This window comes from Polaribacter sp. KT25b (assembly GCF_900105145.1).
In the GTDB taxonomy this organism is placed as follows: Bacteria; Bacteroidota; Bacteroidia; order Flavobacteriales; family Flavobacteriaceae; genus Polaribacter.
The window spans coordinates 1,287,179-1,300,331 of the sequence record NZ_LT629752.1 but is presented as its reverse complement, the minus strand read 5'-3'; the positions used below and the strand labels follow the sequence as shown (position 1 = coordinate 1,300,331).

Below are 13,153 nucleotides of genomic sequence, written 5' to 3'. Positions count from 1 at the left end.
AATGAACAATATTACAGACGCCATAAAACACCTAATAATTATAAATGTAATTGTATTTGTTGCACCACAATTGCTACAATTAGATTTTACAAATATATTGGCTTTGCATTTTCCAATGAACGAACATTTTGGGATTTGGCAATATGTAACGCACATGTTTATGCACGGAAGTTTCGCGCACATTTTATTTAATATGTATGGTTTATGGGCTTTTGGAACGCCTTTAGAAAAAATGTGGGGAAAAAAGAAATTTATTTTCTTCTATTTTTCTGCTGGTTTGGGCGCAGGAATTATTTATACTTTGGTAAACTATTATCAATTTAATAACTTGTATGAACTTTTTATAAACGCTGGCTTAAATCATTCAGAAATTTTATCCATCTTAAAAAGTGGAACCACAAATGATACTCGTGTTATAACTGCTATAACGCAAGAACAATTTAACGAAATAACCTCTTTATTCAACACACCTGCAGTTGGAGCTTCTGGCGCAATTTACGGAGTTTTAGTTGCATTTGGTTTGTACTTTAAAGACGCAAAATTAGCCTTGATATTTTTCCCTGTTCCTATTGCAGCAAAATACTTTATTCCGGTTATGATTTTAGGAGATTTATTTTTTGGAATGACAAAGTATTCTGTTGGTAATGTTGCTCATTTTGCACATATTGGTGGTGCTTTAATAGGTTTTTTAATTGCTTGGTATTGGAAAAAAAATCAATTTAAAGTATACTAATGAGTTTTATAGACAATCTTAAAAACCGCTATTCTAATGGCAATATTGTAGATAAATTAATCTATATAAATATTGCTATCTTTGTTTTAACACTTGTAATTAGTACTCTTCAAGGTTTGTATAAAGGAGATATAAATTGGCTAGTAGAATGGTTTTCTTTGGATGATGATTATAGTTCTTTATTAAAAAAACCTTGGTCTATAATTACCTACGGATTTTTACATGCAGACTTTTTACACATTTTAATGAACTTAATTGTGTTACACTTTATTGGTAATTTATTTGTAGAATATTTTACGCAAAAACAACTGCTTAGCTTTTATATTTTAGGAACTTTTTTTGGCGGACTTTTATTTATTTTTAGTCAGAATTATTTTCCTTTATTTGAAGGACAATCTTCTTTATTAGTTGGCGCTTCTGCCGGTATTTCTGCAATATTTATAGGTATTGCTACGTATATGCCAAATTATCAATTAAAATTACGTTTTATTGGCTTTGTAAAACTTTGGCATTTAGCCGCAATTTGGATTGCTTTAGATGTTATTGCGTTAGTTGGCGATAATGCTGGCGGACATTTTGCCCATTTAGGAGGAAGTCTTTTTGGTTTTTTATATGTAACTAAAGCTAGTAATAAAGAAATTAATTTATTTAACGGAATTTTATCTATCTTTAAAACTAAAAGAAAGCCATTAAAAACAGTTTATAAATCACCTAAAAAAACAACAAGTACCACAAAAAATACAGATCTTACACAACAACAGATTGATGCAATTTTAGATAAAATAAGTAAGTCTGGCTATGACACTTTAACAAAAAAAGAAAAAGAATTCTTGTTTAGGCAAGGAAAAAAATAAGATATCCCCGAGTGAAAAAATTATCCCTATTTAATAAGTTAGTTTACATTGTAAATTCACTTATTGCAACTTTACTATTGCTTTCTTTTTTGCTGCCTTATATTTCGCCAAAAACGATTCCTGTTTTTGCAATTTTAAGTTTATTTGTTCCCTTTTTAATTATTATAAATTTTGTTTTTGTTCTTTATTGGTTACTTCAATTTAAGAAACAACTTTTATTATCATTAATAATTTTAGTTATTGGTTGGCTATTTATTACGCCATTTTTTAAAATGACAGAACATAATTCTTCATTAAATGATGATGTAAAAGTGATGAGTTATAATGTTAGAATGTTTAACCATTGGCAATGGATTGATGATGAAAACATTTCTAAAAAAATAAATGCTTTTATCACAGAAAAATCACCAGATATTTTACTTTTTCAAGAATATTATAGTTTAGAAAAACAGCAATTTAACTATCCTTATAAATACATAAAAACAAAGAATAAAAAAGATAAAATAGGATTGGCAATCTACTCAAAATTCCCAATAATAAATTCTGGTTCTTTAAATTTAGAACACACTTCTAACAATATTATTTTTGCTGATGTTCTAAGAAAAAAAGACACCATTAGAGTGTATAATTTACATTTACAATCGCTAGAATTAAACACTAAAATGGAGAATTTTGGTCAAGCAAATCCAGAAAAATTAGTAGCTAGGTTAAAAGAACGTTTTAAACAACAAGCAGAGCAAACTGAAATTTTTCTAGCTCACGAAAAAGGTTTTAAAGGTAAAAAAATAGTAGCAGGCGATTTTAATAACACCTGTTATTCTTGGGTTTACAATCAAATTGCAAAAAACAAAAAAGATACTTTTGTAGAAGCAGGAATTGGTTTTGGAAAAACATATAATTATTGGTTTCCTATGAGAATCGATTTTATTTTAACTGATGAAAATGCTACTGTTAATAAATTTACTTCTTTCTCAGAAAAAAATTCTGACCACTTCCCTATTATTGCAAAAATAAACTGGTAATTACTATTTTATATTTAAAACACCAATTTCCAATTCTTTAGCATTTTCATTTTTTTGAAATAATCTTGCTGTATAATTTCCTTTTAAAGAAATTATATCACCTAAAACTTCTAACCAACTTCCTTCTCGCAAACCTAAAACCGTAGTTTTATTAAAAACATGAAACTCTTTTATTCTCGTTTCTCTTGTCTCGCCCATGTGAGTAGAATCTTTTATAGGATCTAAATAATGCGCATTTATATTAAACGGAATCATACCTAAAGTTGTAAAACTTGGCGGATATACAATTGGCATATCATTCGTATTCATCATATTAACACCACAAATATTGCTTCCGGCACTTGTTCCTAAATAAGGAGTTCCGTTTTCTAAAACTTGTTTTAAAGTAGTAATTACATCATTTTTATACAATTGATTTACCAACTCAAAAGTATTTCCTCCTCCTGTAAAAATAGCTTCAGCTTTTTGTATTGCTTCTTTCGAATTTTTAAATTCATGAATCCCTTTTACATCAATTTCTATTTTTTCAAAAGCCTTTTGAGCAATTTTTGTGTACTCGTTATAAGATATTCCACTTGGACGAGCATACGGAATAAAAAGAAGACTTTTTACATCAGCAAAAAAAACAGCTAATGTTGGCATTAAATATTCTAAATATCCACTTCCATGAATGGTTGATGTACTTGCAATCATTAATTTTTTCATACATCAAAAATAAATCTTTTTTTTAGAACTATCATTTCTTAAAATCATCATAAAATTGCATTTTTAATTTCTGTTTAACAATAAATTATAATTGTGTTAGTAGATTTTTAAGAACAACTCCGCTTTACTTTGTAACTATGAAAAATCAACTAATACCTATCTTTTTATTTTTTGTGGTAATTACTTACAGTCAAGAAAAAAGAAAAATTATTTCAGGAAAAATTATTTTAAACACAGCTATTGTTTCTGATGTACATATTATAAATAAAAACACCAAACAAGGAACTATTACCAGAGATGATAATTGGTTTGAAATACCTGTTTCTATTGGTGACAGCTTACAATTTACGCATGTAAATCTAAAAGAAAAACACATCGTTATTACCAAAGAAATCTTTAAAAATAGAACTTTAGAAGTTGAATTAGAAGAAAAAACATATTCTTTAAATGAAATTACTTTAGAAAAACCTAAAAGTATTTTTTATGAAGATCCAGAAATAATACCACCAAAAACAGTAAATGCAGAAACACTTAAATTACCTTATGCTAATACTAAAGCAAAAAAAGATCTATCTGTTTTTAAATTTAGATCTGGTGGAGTTGTAAGTTTAGATAATTTAATAAATTCTTTAAACGGAAATAACAAACGTAAAAAAGAATTAAAAAAAATTACATTAGAAGACAATGCACTAGAAAAAATTAGAAAATACTTTACAGACGATTTTTTTATAACCGATTTACAAATTAAAAAAGAACACATCAATCCTTTTTTAAATTACTGTTATAAAAAAAATATAATTACCTACTTTAATAGAAGCGAAAACATAACAGTTACTGAAATTTTGATGAATGAAAGCAAGACTTTTTCTCAAAAAATAAGTACAGATACTCTTATTGTTTCTAAAAAATAATATTTTAACAGAAGTTTAGATTTAAATTTATGATAAATAAAAATTAAAATTACTTAATTTGTAAAAAGCTAAACTTTAACTATGATAAAAAAAATACTTTTTACTTCTTTATTTTTTATCAGTTTTATAAATTCTTTTTCTCAAGAAAAAAATAAAATTATTAGCGGTAAAGTTTCCGATTCTCTTGGTATTGTTAAAAATGCAAATATCATCAACCTAAATACAAGACAAGGAACTTTTTCTAGTGATGATGGTTTGTTTAGAATTTTTGTTTCAGAAGGCGATTCTTTAAAAATTTCTTCTATTCAGCATATTCCTAAAATAATCTTTATTACTAAAAAGATTATCCAACAAAAAAATATTCAAGTTTTATTAAAATCGAATATTTACACATTAAATGAATTTGAGTTAAAAAGGCATAATTTAAGTGGCAGATTAGGCATCGATACAAAAGTAGTTCCTATTAATAAAAAAGATTCTTTACTAGGTGAAGTTATGGATTTTTCTAATATTAACTTCAAAGAAAAAGACCTTACAATTGATGCCAATACGAGAGCAAAACCACCGGTAAATGATGTAGACCCAATTAGTAGATTAGCAGGTGCTGGTGCTAAAGCTGTAATTCCTTTTAAATATTCTGAACGTTTTAAAGCTTTACGTAAAGAATTAGAATTAAAAAAAGCATTTCCAAATAAAATATTATCAGAACTTGGTGATAAATTCTTTTTTGATGAATTAAAAATTCCTGTTGAAAGATACTTTCATTTCTTAGAATATTGTAATCCTTTAGGAATAGAAAACCTGCATAAAGAAGGCAAAATATTAGAACTTATTAAAATTTTAAGAACAGAAAGTGTTCCTTACCATGAAATCATAAAGAATGATTAATTTGGCTTAATAATTGATTTTTAAAATGTATGAAATTAAACAAAACCTTTTTACTGTTATTAATTATTCCTTTACTTTCTTTTTCTGCCCACAAATATTATTTGAGCTTAACTCAAATTAATTATAAACCAGAAGCAAAATCGGTTCAAATAATTATAAATGTTTTTATGGATGATATAGAAACTGCTTTAAATAAAGATTATTCGATTGATTTAAGATTAGATACCAAAAAAGAATTAAAAGATAACGATGTTTATTTTAAAAAATATTTAAAAGAAAAATTGAAGTTTAAAATAGACGGCGTTGCTAAAGAATTCATTTTTATAGGCAAAGAATATGAAAGCGATTTAGTTTATTTTTATTTAGAAATAGAAAACATAAATGAACTTAAAACTATAGAGGTTACAAATAAATTATTAATAGAACATTTTCCTCAACAACAAAATTTAACAAAATGTAAACTTGGTAAAAAGCATAAAAGTGTGCTCTTAACCAAACAGGAAAACTCAGCAAAATTCAGTTATTAATATTCATTCAAATCAAAATCAAAATCAAACATTTATGAAAAAAATTGGAATTCTCCTTTTATCCTTCGTTTTTGTAGCAAACACATTTGCACAAAAAAGACAAGTACAACAAGGACACACAAATCAAAACAAATTTAAGCAGTTAAAAGATGAGTTTTCAACTCCTAACGATCAAAGAACTGCTTCTGGAGCTCCAGGAAAAAACTACACACAACAGAAAGTAGATTATGTAATGGATATTGTTTTAGATGATGAAAAACAAAAAATTACTGGTGCAGAAACAATTACATATCATAATAATTCTACGGATGATTTAGCCTATTTATGGTTACAATTAGATCAAAACATGAGAGCTGCAGATTCTAAATCTCCAGATATTCAAACAGATAATGTTCCTACTAAAATAAGCAAAGCAAGATTTGATAAAAATTTTTCTGATGAAACTTTTGATGGTGGTTTTAAAATTATGAGCGTAACAAATATTAATGGTAGTAATTTATCGTACACCATTAATCAAACAATGATGCGCATTAATTTACCTAAACCTTTGGTTGCTGGTGCAACTTTTAAATTTAATGTAAAGTGGTGGTACAACATCAACAATCATAGAACTGATGGAGGAAGATCTGGTTTTGAACATTTTGATGACGGAAATAACAACTATGTAATTGCGCAATTTTATCCAAGATTATGTGTATATGATAATGTAGAAGGTTGGCAAAATGACCAATTTTGGGGAAGAAGTGAGTTTGCCTTAGAATTTGGAGATTTTACGGTAAATATTACAACTCCAGAAGATCATATGTTAGGTGCAACTGGAATTTTAAAAAATGAAAGTGACGTTTTAACCAAAAAAGAACAAAAAAGATTAGCTACTGCAAGAAAAACTTTTGACAATCCTGTAGTTATTAGAACACAAGAAGAAGCAGAAAAAATTGAAAAAGGACATTCTAAAAAAACAAAAACCTGGAAATTTTTCGCAGAAAACGTGAGAGATTATGCTTTTGCAACTTCAAGAAAATTTATTTGGGATGCAATGGCAGTAGATATTAATGGCAAAACGGTTATGGCATATTCTTTATATTCTAAAGAAGCAAACCCATTATATGGCGATCATTCTACAAGAGCTGTTGCACAAACTTTAAAAACATATTCTAAATACACGTTTGATTATCCATATCATAAAGCAATTTCTGTAGACGGACAAATGGGAATGGAATATCCGCAGATTTGTTTTAATCCAGGAAGACCTGCAGCAGACGGAACATATTCTGACAGAACTAAATATAGAATGATTGGTGTTACAATTCATGAAGTTGGACATAACTTTTTTCCGATGATAGTAAATTCTGATGAAAGACAATGGACTTGGATGGACGAAGGTTTAAATTCTTATATGCAAATGTTAGCAATGATGGATTATGAAGAAGGGTATCCGTTAGGAAGAGGATTACCAAAAAATATTGTTCGTTATATGAGTGGAGATCAATCTAAAATTTCGCCAATAATGTCTAAAGGAGATAATGTACACAGTTTTGGAAACAATGCGTACGGGAAACCTGCAACTGCTTTATGGATTTTACGTGAAACAATTATGGGTAAAGAATTATTTGACCATGCATTTAGAACTTATTCTCAAAGATGGATGTTTAAACACCCATCGCCAGAAGATTTCTTTAGAACTATGGAAGATGCTTCTGGTGTAGATTTAGATTGGTTTTGGAGAGGCTGGTTTTATACTACAGATGTTACAGATATTGGTTTAAAAAATGTTAAAAAATTCTATTCAACACAAAATGATAATATTGTAGAGTTTACAGAAGATACTAGTGAAGGTTTAGGTTTTTCTAACAAACATAAAAAATACCACTACGAAATTACCTACAACAAACCTGGCGGATTAGTAATGCCAATTATTGTTGAATTTACATATAAAGATGGTACAAAAGAAAGAAAAACATATCCTGCTCAAATTTGGCGATTAAATGATAATGAAATTACAAAAGTTTTTTCTTCATCAAAAGAAATAGAAAATATTGCAATTGATCCAGATTTAGAAACTGCTGATGTTGATATTTCTAACAACAATTGGCCACAAGAAAAAGCTGATAAGTTTGATAAATTTAAAAACAAAATTAAAGGCTAAACTTTAATTAAAATTATCAAAAAGGCAATCAAATTAACGATTGCCTTTTTTTTATGATAAAGGTTTGTTAAAATTTTAACATTCTTTAACTTATTTACTGATATATTGTTAATTTAGTCGGCATGTTTAATTCAAACCAATTCAAATGAAAAAAATTTCTTTACTAGTATTTTCTTTATTCTTTGTAGTTGCAGCAAGTTTAGCGCAAGAAAAAAAAGAAGCTAAGGAAACACAACAAGGACACACAGATCAAAACAAATTCAGACAAATGAAGGATGTTTTGGCTACTCCTAACGATCAACACACAGCTTCTGGAGCTCCTGGTCATCAATATACACAACAGAAAGTTGATTATGTGATGGACATCCGTTTAGAAGAAAGTACTAACAAAATTTATGGTGATGAAAAAATTACCTATCACAATAACTCTAAAGATAATTTAGATTATTTATGGATTCAGTTAGATCAAAACATGAGAGCAGATGATTCTAAAACTCCTTTAGCTTCTTCTAATGCTGCTTCAGCTTTTTTAACGCCTGATAAATTTAAATCTTCTTTTATGAAAGAAGGTAAAGGTTTTGGTTTTAATATAGAAAAAGTAGAAAGTAATGGTAAACCATTATCTCATTTTATTAATAGCACAATGATGCGTATTAATTTACCAAAAGCATTAGCTCCTGGTGAAACTTTTAAATTTAGCATTAAATGGAACTATAAAATAAATGACATCAACAAAGATGGAGGTCGTTCTGGTTTAGAGTCTTTTCCTGATGGAAACAACAACTATACAATTGCACAATTTTTTCCAAGATTATGTGTATATGATAATGTACAAGGATGGCAAAATATGCAATTCTGGGGTAGAAGTGAATTTGCTTTAGAATTTGGAGATTATGAAGTAAACTTAACAGTACCTGCAGATCATATTGTAGACGCAACTGGTGTTTTACAAAATGAAAAAGATGTATTAACTAAAGAACAACGTAATCGTTGGGCTAAAGCTAGAAAATCTTATAAAGATCCTGTAATAATTGTAACGCAAAAAGAAGCTGAAATAGCAGAAAAAGGGCGTTCTACAAAAACTAAAACTTGGAAATTTAAAGCTGAACAAGTAAGAGATTTTGCTTTTGCAACATCAAGAAAATATATTTGGGATGCAATGGCAACTAATATTAATGGTAAAACTGTTATGGCAGTTTCTTTATACCCTAAAGAAGGGAACCCGTTATGGGAAGAGCATTCTACAAGAGCAGTTGCACATACTTTAGTTGAATATTCTAAATTAACTTTTGATTATCCTTATCCTAAAGCTATTTCTGTTCATTCTGAAAGACAAGGAATGGAATACCCAATGATTTGTTTCAATTTTGGTCGTCCTGATGAAGATGGAACATATTCTGACAGAACTAAAAAAGGAATGTTAGGAGTAATTATTCATGAAGTTGGTCACAACTTTTTCCCTATGATTGTAAATTCTGATGAAAGACAATGGACTTGGATGGATGAAGGCTTAAATTCTTTCGTAGAAATTTTAGCAGAATTAACATATGATCCAGAATTGTTTGCAACAAATCCTGCAAATGAAATTACAAGATATATGGGTGGTTCTCAAGACAACATATCGCCTATTATGTCTCAAGGAGATTACGTAAAACAATTTGGACCAAATGCTTATTCTAAACCAGCAGCAGGTTTATATATGTTACGTCAAACAATTATGGGACCAGAATTATTTGACCACGCTTTTAGAACTTATTCAAAAAGATGGATGTTTAAACACCCAACACCAGAAGATTTCTTTAGAACAATGGAAGATGCATCTAGTATGGATTTAGATTGGTTTTTTAGAGGATGGTTCTATACTACAGATGTTACAGATTTAGGTATTAAAGAAGTAAAACCTTTATATTTAACTGATAAACCAAGTGAAAGAGTTGCAAAATTAAAAGAACAATACAAACAATATTTTGAAGGTTTAGGAGATTTAGTTTATATAACTGACAAAAAAGAAGATGCAAACCCTAAAGCAATGGAAAACCATGCAGATGGTAAAGAAGTACCTTCTTTTATTTATTCTGTTGAATTTGAAAAACCAGGAGGTCTAGTTATGCCAATTATTGTTGAATTAACATACGCTGATGGTACAACAGAAAAACAAACTTTCCCAGCTCAAATTTGGATGAGAAATGATACTTCTGTAAAAAGAGTATTTGCTTCTACACAAGAAATTACAAAAATAACTGTAGATCCAGATTTAGAAACTGCAGATGTTAATACTACTAACAACAGCTGGCCTAAAAAAGAGTCTGATAAATTTGATCAATTTAAAGAAAAAGTAAAAAATTAATTCTTTTATTTTAAACCTTATAATTCTAAGAAACCTCACAAATTTGTGAGGTTTCTTTTGTTTGAATAATAATTTGAGTTATGACACAGTTGGCGTTTTGGTTAAAAAAAATAAATTAGCTAACTTGGTTTATAAATATTAAAAACGATAAATAAACTGTTATAATTGTATTTAATGGCTGACTTCTAACAGAAAACACTAATTAATATTTTAATTTTAAACCTTTTGTGTTGTTATATTTTTTAATTAATATACTTAAAAATTCAATCAGTTCGTTTTTAAAATATTTACGAAATGGAAAATAAAACATACCAATAATATTTAACATATCTGACTTACGACTTACCTTGGACAATTAAAATTTTAAATTATTCTACATTATAGATTATTTTAATTTGGCCCTTAATTTTTTTTTGTTCAACATTTATGTTGGATAATCCAAAATATCTATTTCTTACTTTTCTAATATTTATTCTGATAAATAGTTAACCTTTTATGATAATTGGACTAATTATTTAGAGTTTTAAATTATTCAAAAAAACCCATTAATTTCAATATCCATACCAATCATTTTATTATTAGGATTTATTTATTTGATATCACTTTTGCTACTTAATTAAAATAATTGATTTTTTAGTAACTGAATGAAATACCTCTAAATAAAACACCATTAATAATTTATCGCGAGTTCGAGCTTACTTACTAACCCCCCTCGGATTTTTCTATCCGATTTGTGTTTGTTAAATTAACTGCTTAAAAACATTGACTAAGCAAAAAAAAAAGCATCCATTTATTTAATAAATGGATGCTTTTTAAGTTTATAATAAGAAAATTAAGATCTCCAGAATTTTCGTTGTTCATTTAATTCCTCTTCTTCATTTTGAAGCTCTTCTAGCTCTTTTACAGATAATACTTTTAAAAAAGAAGGATGTTGTTCTATAGCGTACTCAATTTTTGTAATAATATCTGCTACTTCTTCATTTTCATAATCAATTTCTAAAGGTTCTTTAATAACCATAGTTTGTAACACATTTTTCCGTTTAATACGTAAACCTTTTTTATCAAAAGAGCGTCTAAAACCATCAATAACAATAGGTACCACAACTGGTTTAAAAGTTTTAATAATATGTGCAGTTCCTCTCCTAATTGGTTTAAAAGGAGTTGTTGTTCCCTGCGGAAAAGTAATAACCCAACCATCTTTTATTGCTTTACCAATATTAGAAATATCAGAATTTTTTACGCGTCTATTTATATCTTTACCTTTACTTCTCCAAGTTCTATCAATAGAAACAGAACCAGCATACGCAAATATTTTTGGTAGTAAACCAGCTCTCATCGTTTCACCAGCTGCAACAAAATAAACATTTAATTTAGGATCCCAAATATAACCAATATTCTTAATAGTATCATCTCTACCTTTTAAAGCTGCATTAAATACGTGAAACATGGCTGCTACATCTGCAAAATATGTTTGATGATTAGAAATAAATAGTACATTTTTATCTGGTAAGTTTCTTATTATTTCTGATCCTTCAATATGAAGATCATTAAATTTACGATATCTACCGTGAGAAACAATTCCTAAAATACGAATAAGCCATTTCTTTAAAAATAAATAATGACCAAAAGGATTCCTTTTAAATAAGGGCATTTGCAATGTTTTTATACTTGGTTAACTTAACAAAATTACAAAACTATTTAAGAACTTACTATTTTAAGAGTTCTTTAATTTCAGAAAGCATCATACCTGTTGCTCCCCAAACAATATGGTTGTTAATTTTAAAACAAGGTACTTCTATTTTTTTCATGTAAGAAGTATCTAAAATAACAGAACTTAAAGTTGCATCATCTAATAAATCACTTACCAAAGCTTCTATTTCTACAGCTACTTCATGATTTAAAATAAATTTAGGCCTTTCTGAAACAAAACCTAAAAACGGAGTTGCCAAAAAGTTACTAGGCGGAATATAAACGTCTGTTAATTCTCTAATAATTTCTACGGATGAAGGCAAAACACCAACTTCTTCTAGGGTTTCTCTTAAAGCTGTTTGCTCTAAATTTTTATCAGTTTTTTCTATTTTACCACCTGGAAAACTAATTTGTGCAGAATGTGTACCTTTATAACTGGCTCTTTGTGTTAATAAAAAACAGGTTTCATTTTCTTCATTAGGATAAAATAAAACCAAAACAGCTGCTTTTCTAGGTTTTTTCGCTGCTATTTTATCTTTATCGTATCGTAAACGTAGTTTTGGTGCCAATTTAAATTGAGCTTCTAATCCGCCTAATTCCTTTCTTTTTAACTCTTCAATTTTTTGAGTGAAGTTTTTAAAATTCATTTTGAATTATTACTTTTAACAAACTTATAATTTTCTACTACAAAACAATATTTTTTGGCAAGAATTTTGATTTATAATATGCAAATAAAATAAATGAATAAAAAATATAAAAAATTAATTTTAAGTATTGTTTTAGATGCAATTGGTTTTATTACAATTATTCCTGTTGATGTAGTTTGGGCGCCAATTTCTGGTTATATAATGTCTAAAATGTACAAAGGTAACAAAGGTAAAATTGCTGGTGTTATCAGTTTTTTAGAAGAAATTATACCAGGTATAGATGTAATTCCTACTTTTACAATTATGTGGGTTTACACCTACCTAATCAATAAAGAAGATAAAAATAATCAAGAAGAAACTATTATTGATGTTTAGTTACTTTCTTTAAACAAAAAACCTAAACCTAATCTACTTAAAAACTTTTTTTCGAAAGCCCAAAAGAATCTAAATTGCCCAAATAACCAACCTACAATTGGCAAAGTCAATTGATAAATTGGAAATATTAATAATATTCTTAATGGCCAAAAAATAAATGGTGAAACTGTTTCTAAAGATAAACCAAAGAAACTAGTAATCGGTTTTGCTACCCAAGCCGCAAAAGAGCCATTTATAGAAAAAACCAATAAAATGGCAATAATAGACCAGTTACTCTCAATATTCCAACGTTGTTTTAATTTTTCTATC

13 protein-coding genes are annotated in these 13,153 nt (G+C 27.9%); 9 read left to right on the top strand and 4 right to left on the bottom strand.

Annotation, left to right across the window (positions count from 1 at the left end; translation table 11 throughout):
- Position 1 precedes the first annotated feature (1 nt).
- The 3 genes from BLT70_RS05470 to BLT70_RS05460 are packed head-to-tail and all read left to right on the top strand — an operon-like array spanning position 2 to position 2,609.
- A complete protein-coding gene (locus tag BLT70_RS05470; protein ID WP_091892420.1) occupies positions 2–733 on the top strand; it encodes a rhomboid family intramembrane serine protease in 732 nt (243 codons plus the stop codon).
- Positions 733–1,587, top strand: coding sequence for a rhomboid family intramembrane serine protease (locus tag BLT70_RS05465; protein ID WP_091892418.1), 855 nt, complete (start codon positions 733–735; stop codon positions 1,585–1,587). The genes BLT70_RS05470 and BLT70_RS05465 overlap by 1 nt, the downstream gene beginning before the upstream one ends.
- A gap of 11 nt (positions 1,588–1,598) precedes the next feature.
- Positions 1,599–2,609, top strand: coding sequence for an endonuclease/exonuclease/phosphatase family protein (locus BLT70_RS05460; protein WP_231962826.1), 1,011 nt, complete (start codon positions 1,599–1,601; stop codon positions 2,607–2,609).
- 3 nt (positions 2,610–2,612) lie between these two features.
- Here BLT70_RS05460 and pepE read toward each other — a convergent pair whose 3' ends face one another.
- Entirely contained in the window at positions 2,613–3,314 is a 702-nt protein-coding gene (gene pepE / locus BLT70_RS05455; RefSeq protein ID WP_091892416.1) for a dipeptidase PepE, read from the bottom strand.
- 137 nt (positions 3,315–3,451) lie between these two features.
- Between pepE and BLT70_RS05450 the strand changes: the two genes are divergently transcribed.
- The 5 genes from BLT70_RS05450 (at position 3,452) to BLT70_RS05430 (ending at position 10,133) form a co-directional block, all read left to right on the top strand.
- On the top strand, positions 3,452–4,225 hold the full coding sequence (locus tag BLT70_RS05450) for a hypothetical protein (protein WP_091892415.1): 774 nt from the start codon (positions 3,452–3,454) through the stop codon (positions 4,223–4,225).
- Between the two features lie 81 nt (positions 4,226–4,306).
- Positions 4,307–5,113, top strand: coding sequence for a hypothetical protein (locus tag BLT70_RS05445; protein ID WP_091892413.1), 807 nt, complete (start codon positions 4,307–4,309; stop codon positions 5,111–5,113).
- A gap of 29 nt (positions 5,114–5,142) precedes the next feature.
- Entirely contained in the window at positions 5,143–5,640 is a 498-nt protein-coding gene (locus BLT70_RS05440; RefSeq protein WP_091892411.1) for a DUF6702 family protein, read from the top strand.
- A 34-nt stretch (positions 5,641–5,674) separates the two neighbouring features.
- The gene (locus tag BLT70_RS05435; RefSeq protein ID WP_091892409.1) at positions 5,675–7,786 is read left to right on the top strand and encodes a M1 family metallopeptidase; all 2,112 of its coding nucleotides are present in this window, start codon (positions 5,675–5,677) and stop codon (positions 7,784–7,786) included.
- 145 nt (positions 7,787–7,931) lie between these two features.
- Positions 7,932–10,133 carry a M1 family metallopeptidase gene (locus BLT70_RS05430; RefSeq protein WP_091892407.1) on the top strand — a complete coding sequence of 734 codons (2,202 nt, stop codon included), beginning with the start codon at positions 7,932–7,934 and terminating at the stop codon, positions 10,131–10,133.
- 832 nt (positions 10,134–10,965) lie between these two features.
- On the opposite strand, the gene BLT70_RS05425 is transcribed toward BLT70_RS05430, so the two are convergent.
- Positions 10,966–11,784, bottom strand: coding sequence for a 1-acyl-sn-glycerol-3-phosphate acyltransferase (locus tag BLT70_RS05425; RefSeq protein WP_091892405.1), 819 nt, complete (start codon positions 11,782–11,784; stop codon positions 10,966–10,968).
- Between the two features lie 58 nt (positions 11,785–11,842).
- Complete coding sequence (locus tag BLT70_RS05420) at positions 11,843–12,469, bottom strand: CoA pyrophosphatase (protein ID WP_091892403.1); 627 nt, start codon at positions 12,467–12,469, stop codon at positions 11,843–11,845.
- Between the two features lie 93 nt (positions 12,470–12,562).
- On the opposite strand from BLT70_RS05420, the gene BLT70_RS05415 reads away from it, so the two are divergent.
- Positions 12,563–12,844, top strand: coding sequence for a hypothetical protein (locus tag BLT70_RS05415; RefSeq protein WP_091892401.1), 282 nt, complete (start codon positions 12,563–12,565; stop codon positions 12,842–12,844).
- Here BLT70_RS05415 and BLT70_RS05410 read toward each other — a convergent pair.
- The gene (locus BLT70_RS05410) at positions 12,841–13,152 is read right to left on the bottom strand and encodes a DUF6787 family protein (protein WP_091897436.1); all 312 of its coding nucleotides are present in this window, start codon (positions 13,150–13,152) and stop codon (positions 12,841–12,843) included. The two genes, BLT70_RS05415 and BLT70_RS05410, sit on opposite strands and share 4 nt — an antisense overlap.
- Between the last annotated feature and the right edge of the window lies 1 nt (position 13,153).

Bases quoted from the DNA above. Each gene is read 5' to 3' on its own strand.
- BLT70_RS05470 (WP_091892420.1), top strand. From the start codon at position 2: ATGAACAATATTACAGACGCCATAAAACACCTAATAATTATAAATGTA.
- BLT70_RS05465 (WP_091892418.1), top strand. From the start codon at position 733: ATGAGTTTTATAGACAATCTTAAAAACCGCTATTCTAATGGCAATATT.
- pepE (WP_091892416.1), bottom strand. From the start codon at position 3,314: ATGAAAAAATTAATGATTGCAAGTACATCAACCATTCATGGAAGTGGA.
- BLT70_RS05450 (WP_091892415.1), top strand. From the start codon at position 3,452: ATGAAAAATCAACTAATACCTATCTTTTTATTTTTTGTGGTAATTACT.
- BLT70_RS05445 (WP_091892413.1), top strand. From the start codon at position 4,307: ATGATAAAAAAAATACTTTTTACTTCTTTATTTTTTATCAGTTTTATA.
- BLT70_RS05440 (WP_091892411.1), top strand. From the start codon at position 5,143: ATGAAATTAAACAAAACCTTTTTACTGTTATTAATTATTCCTTTACTT.
- BLT70_RS05435 (WP_091892409.1), top strand. From the start codon at position 5,675: ATGAAAAAAATTGGAATTCTCCTTTTATCCTTCGTTTTTGTAGCAAAC.
- BLT70_RS05430 (WP_091892407.1), top strand. From the start codon at position 7,932: ATGAAAAAAATTTCTTTACTAGTATTTTCTTTATTCTTTGTAGTTGCA.
- BLT70_RS05425 (WP_091892405.1), bottom strand. From the start codon at position 11,784: ATGCCCTTATTTAAAAGGAATCCTTTTGGTCATTATTTATTTTTAAAG.
- BLT70_RS05420 (WP_091892403.1), bottom strand. From the start codon at position 12,469: ATGAATTTTAAAAACTTCACTCAAAAAATTGAAGAGTTAAAAAGAAAG.
- BLT70_RS05415 (WP_091892401.1), top strand. From the start codon at position 12,563: ATGAATAAAAAATATAAAAAATTAATTTTAAGTATTGTTTTAGATGCA.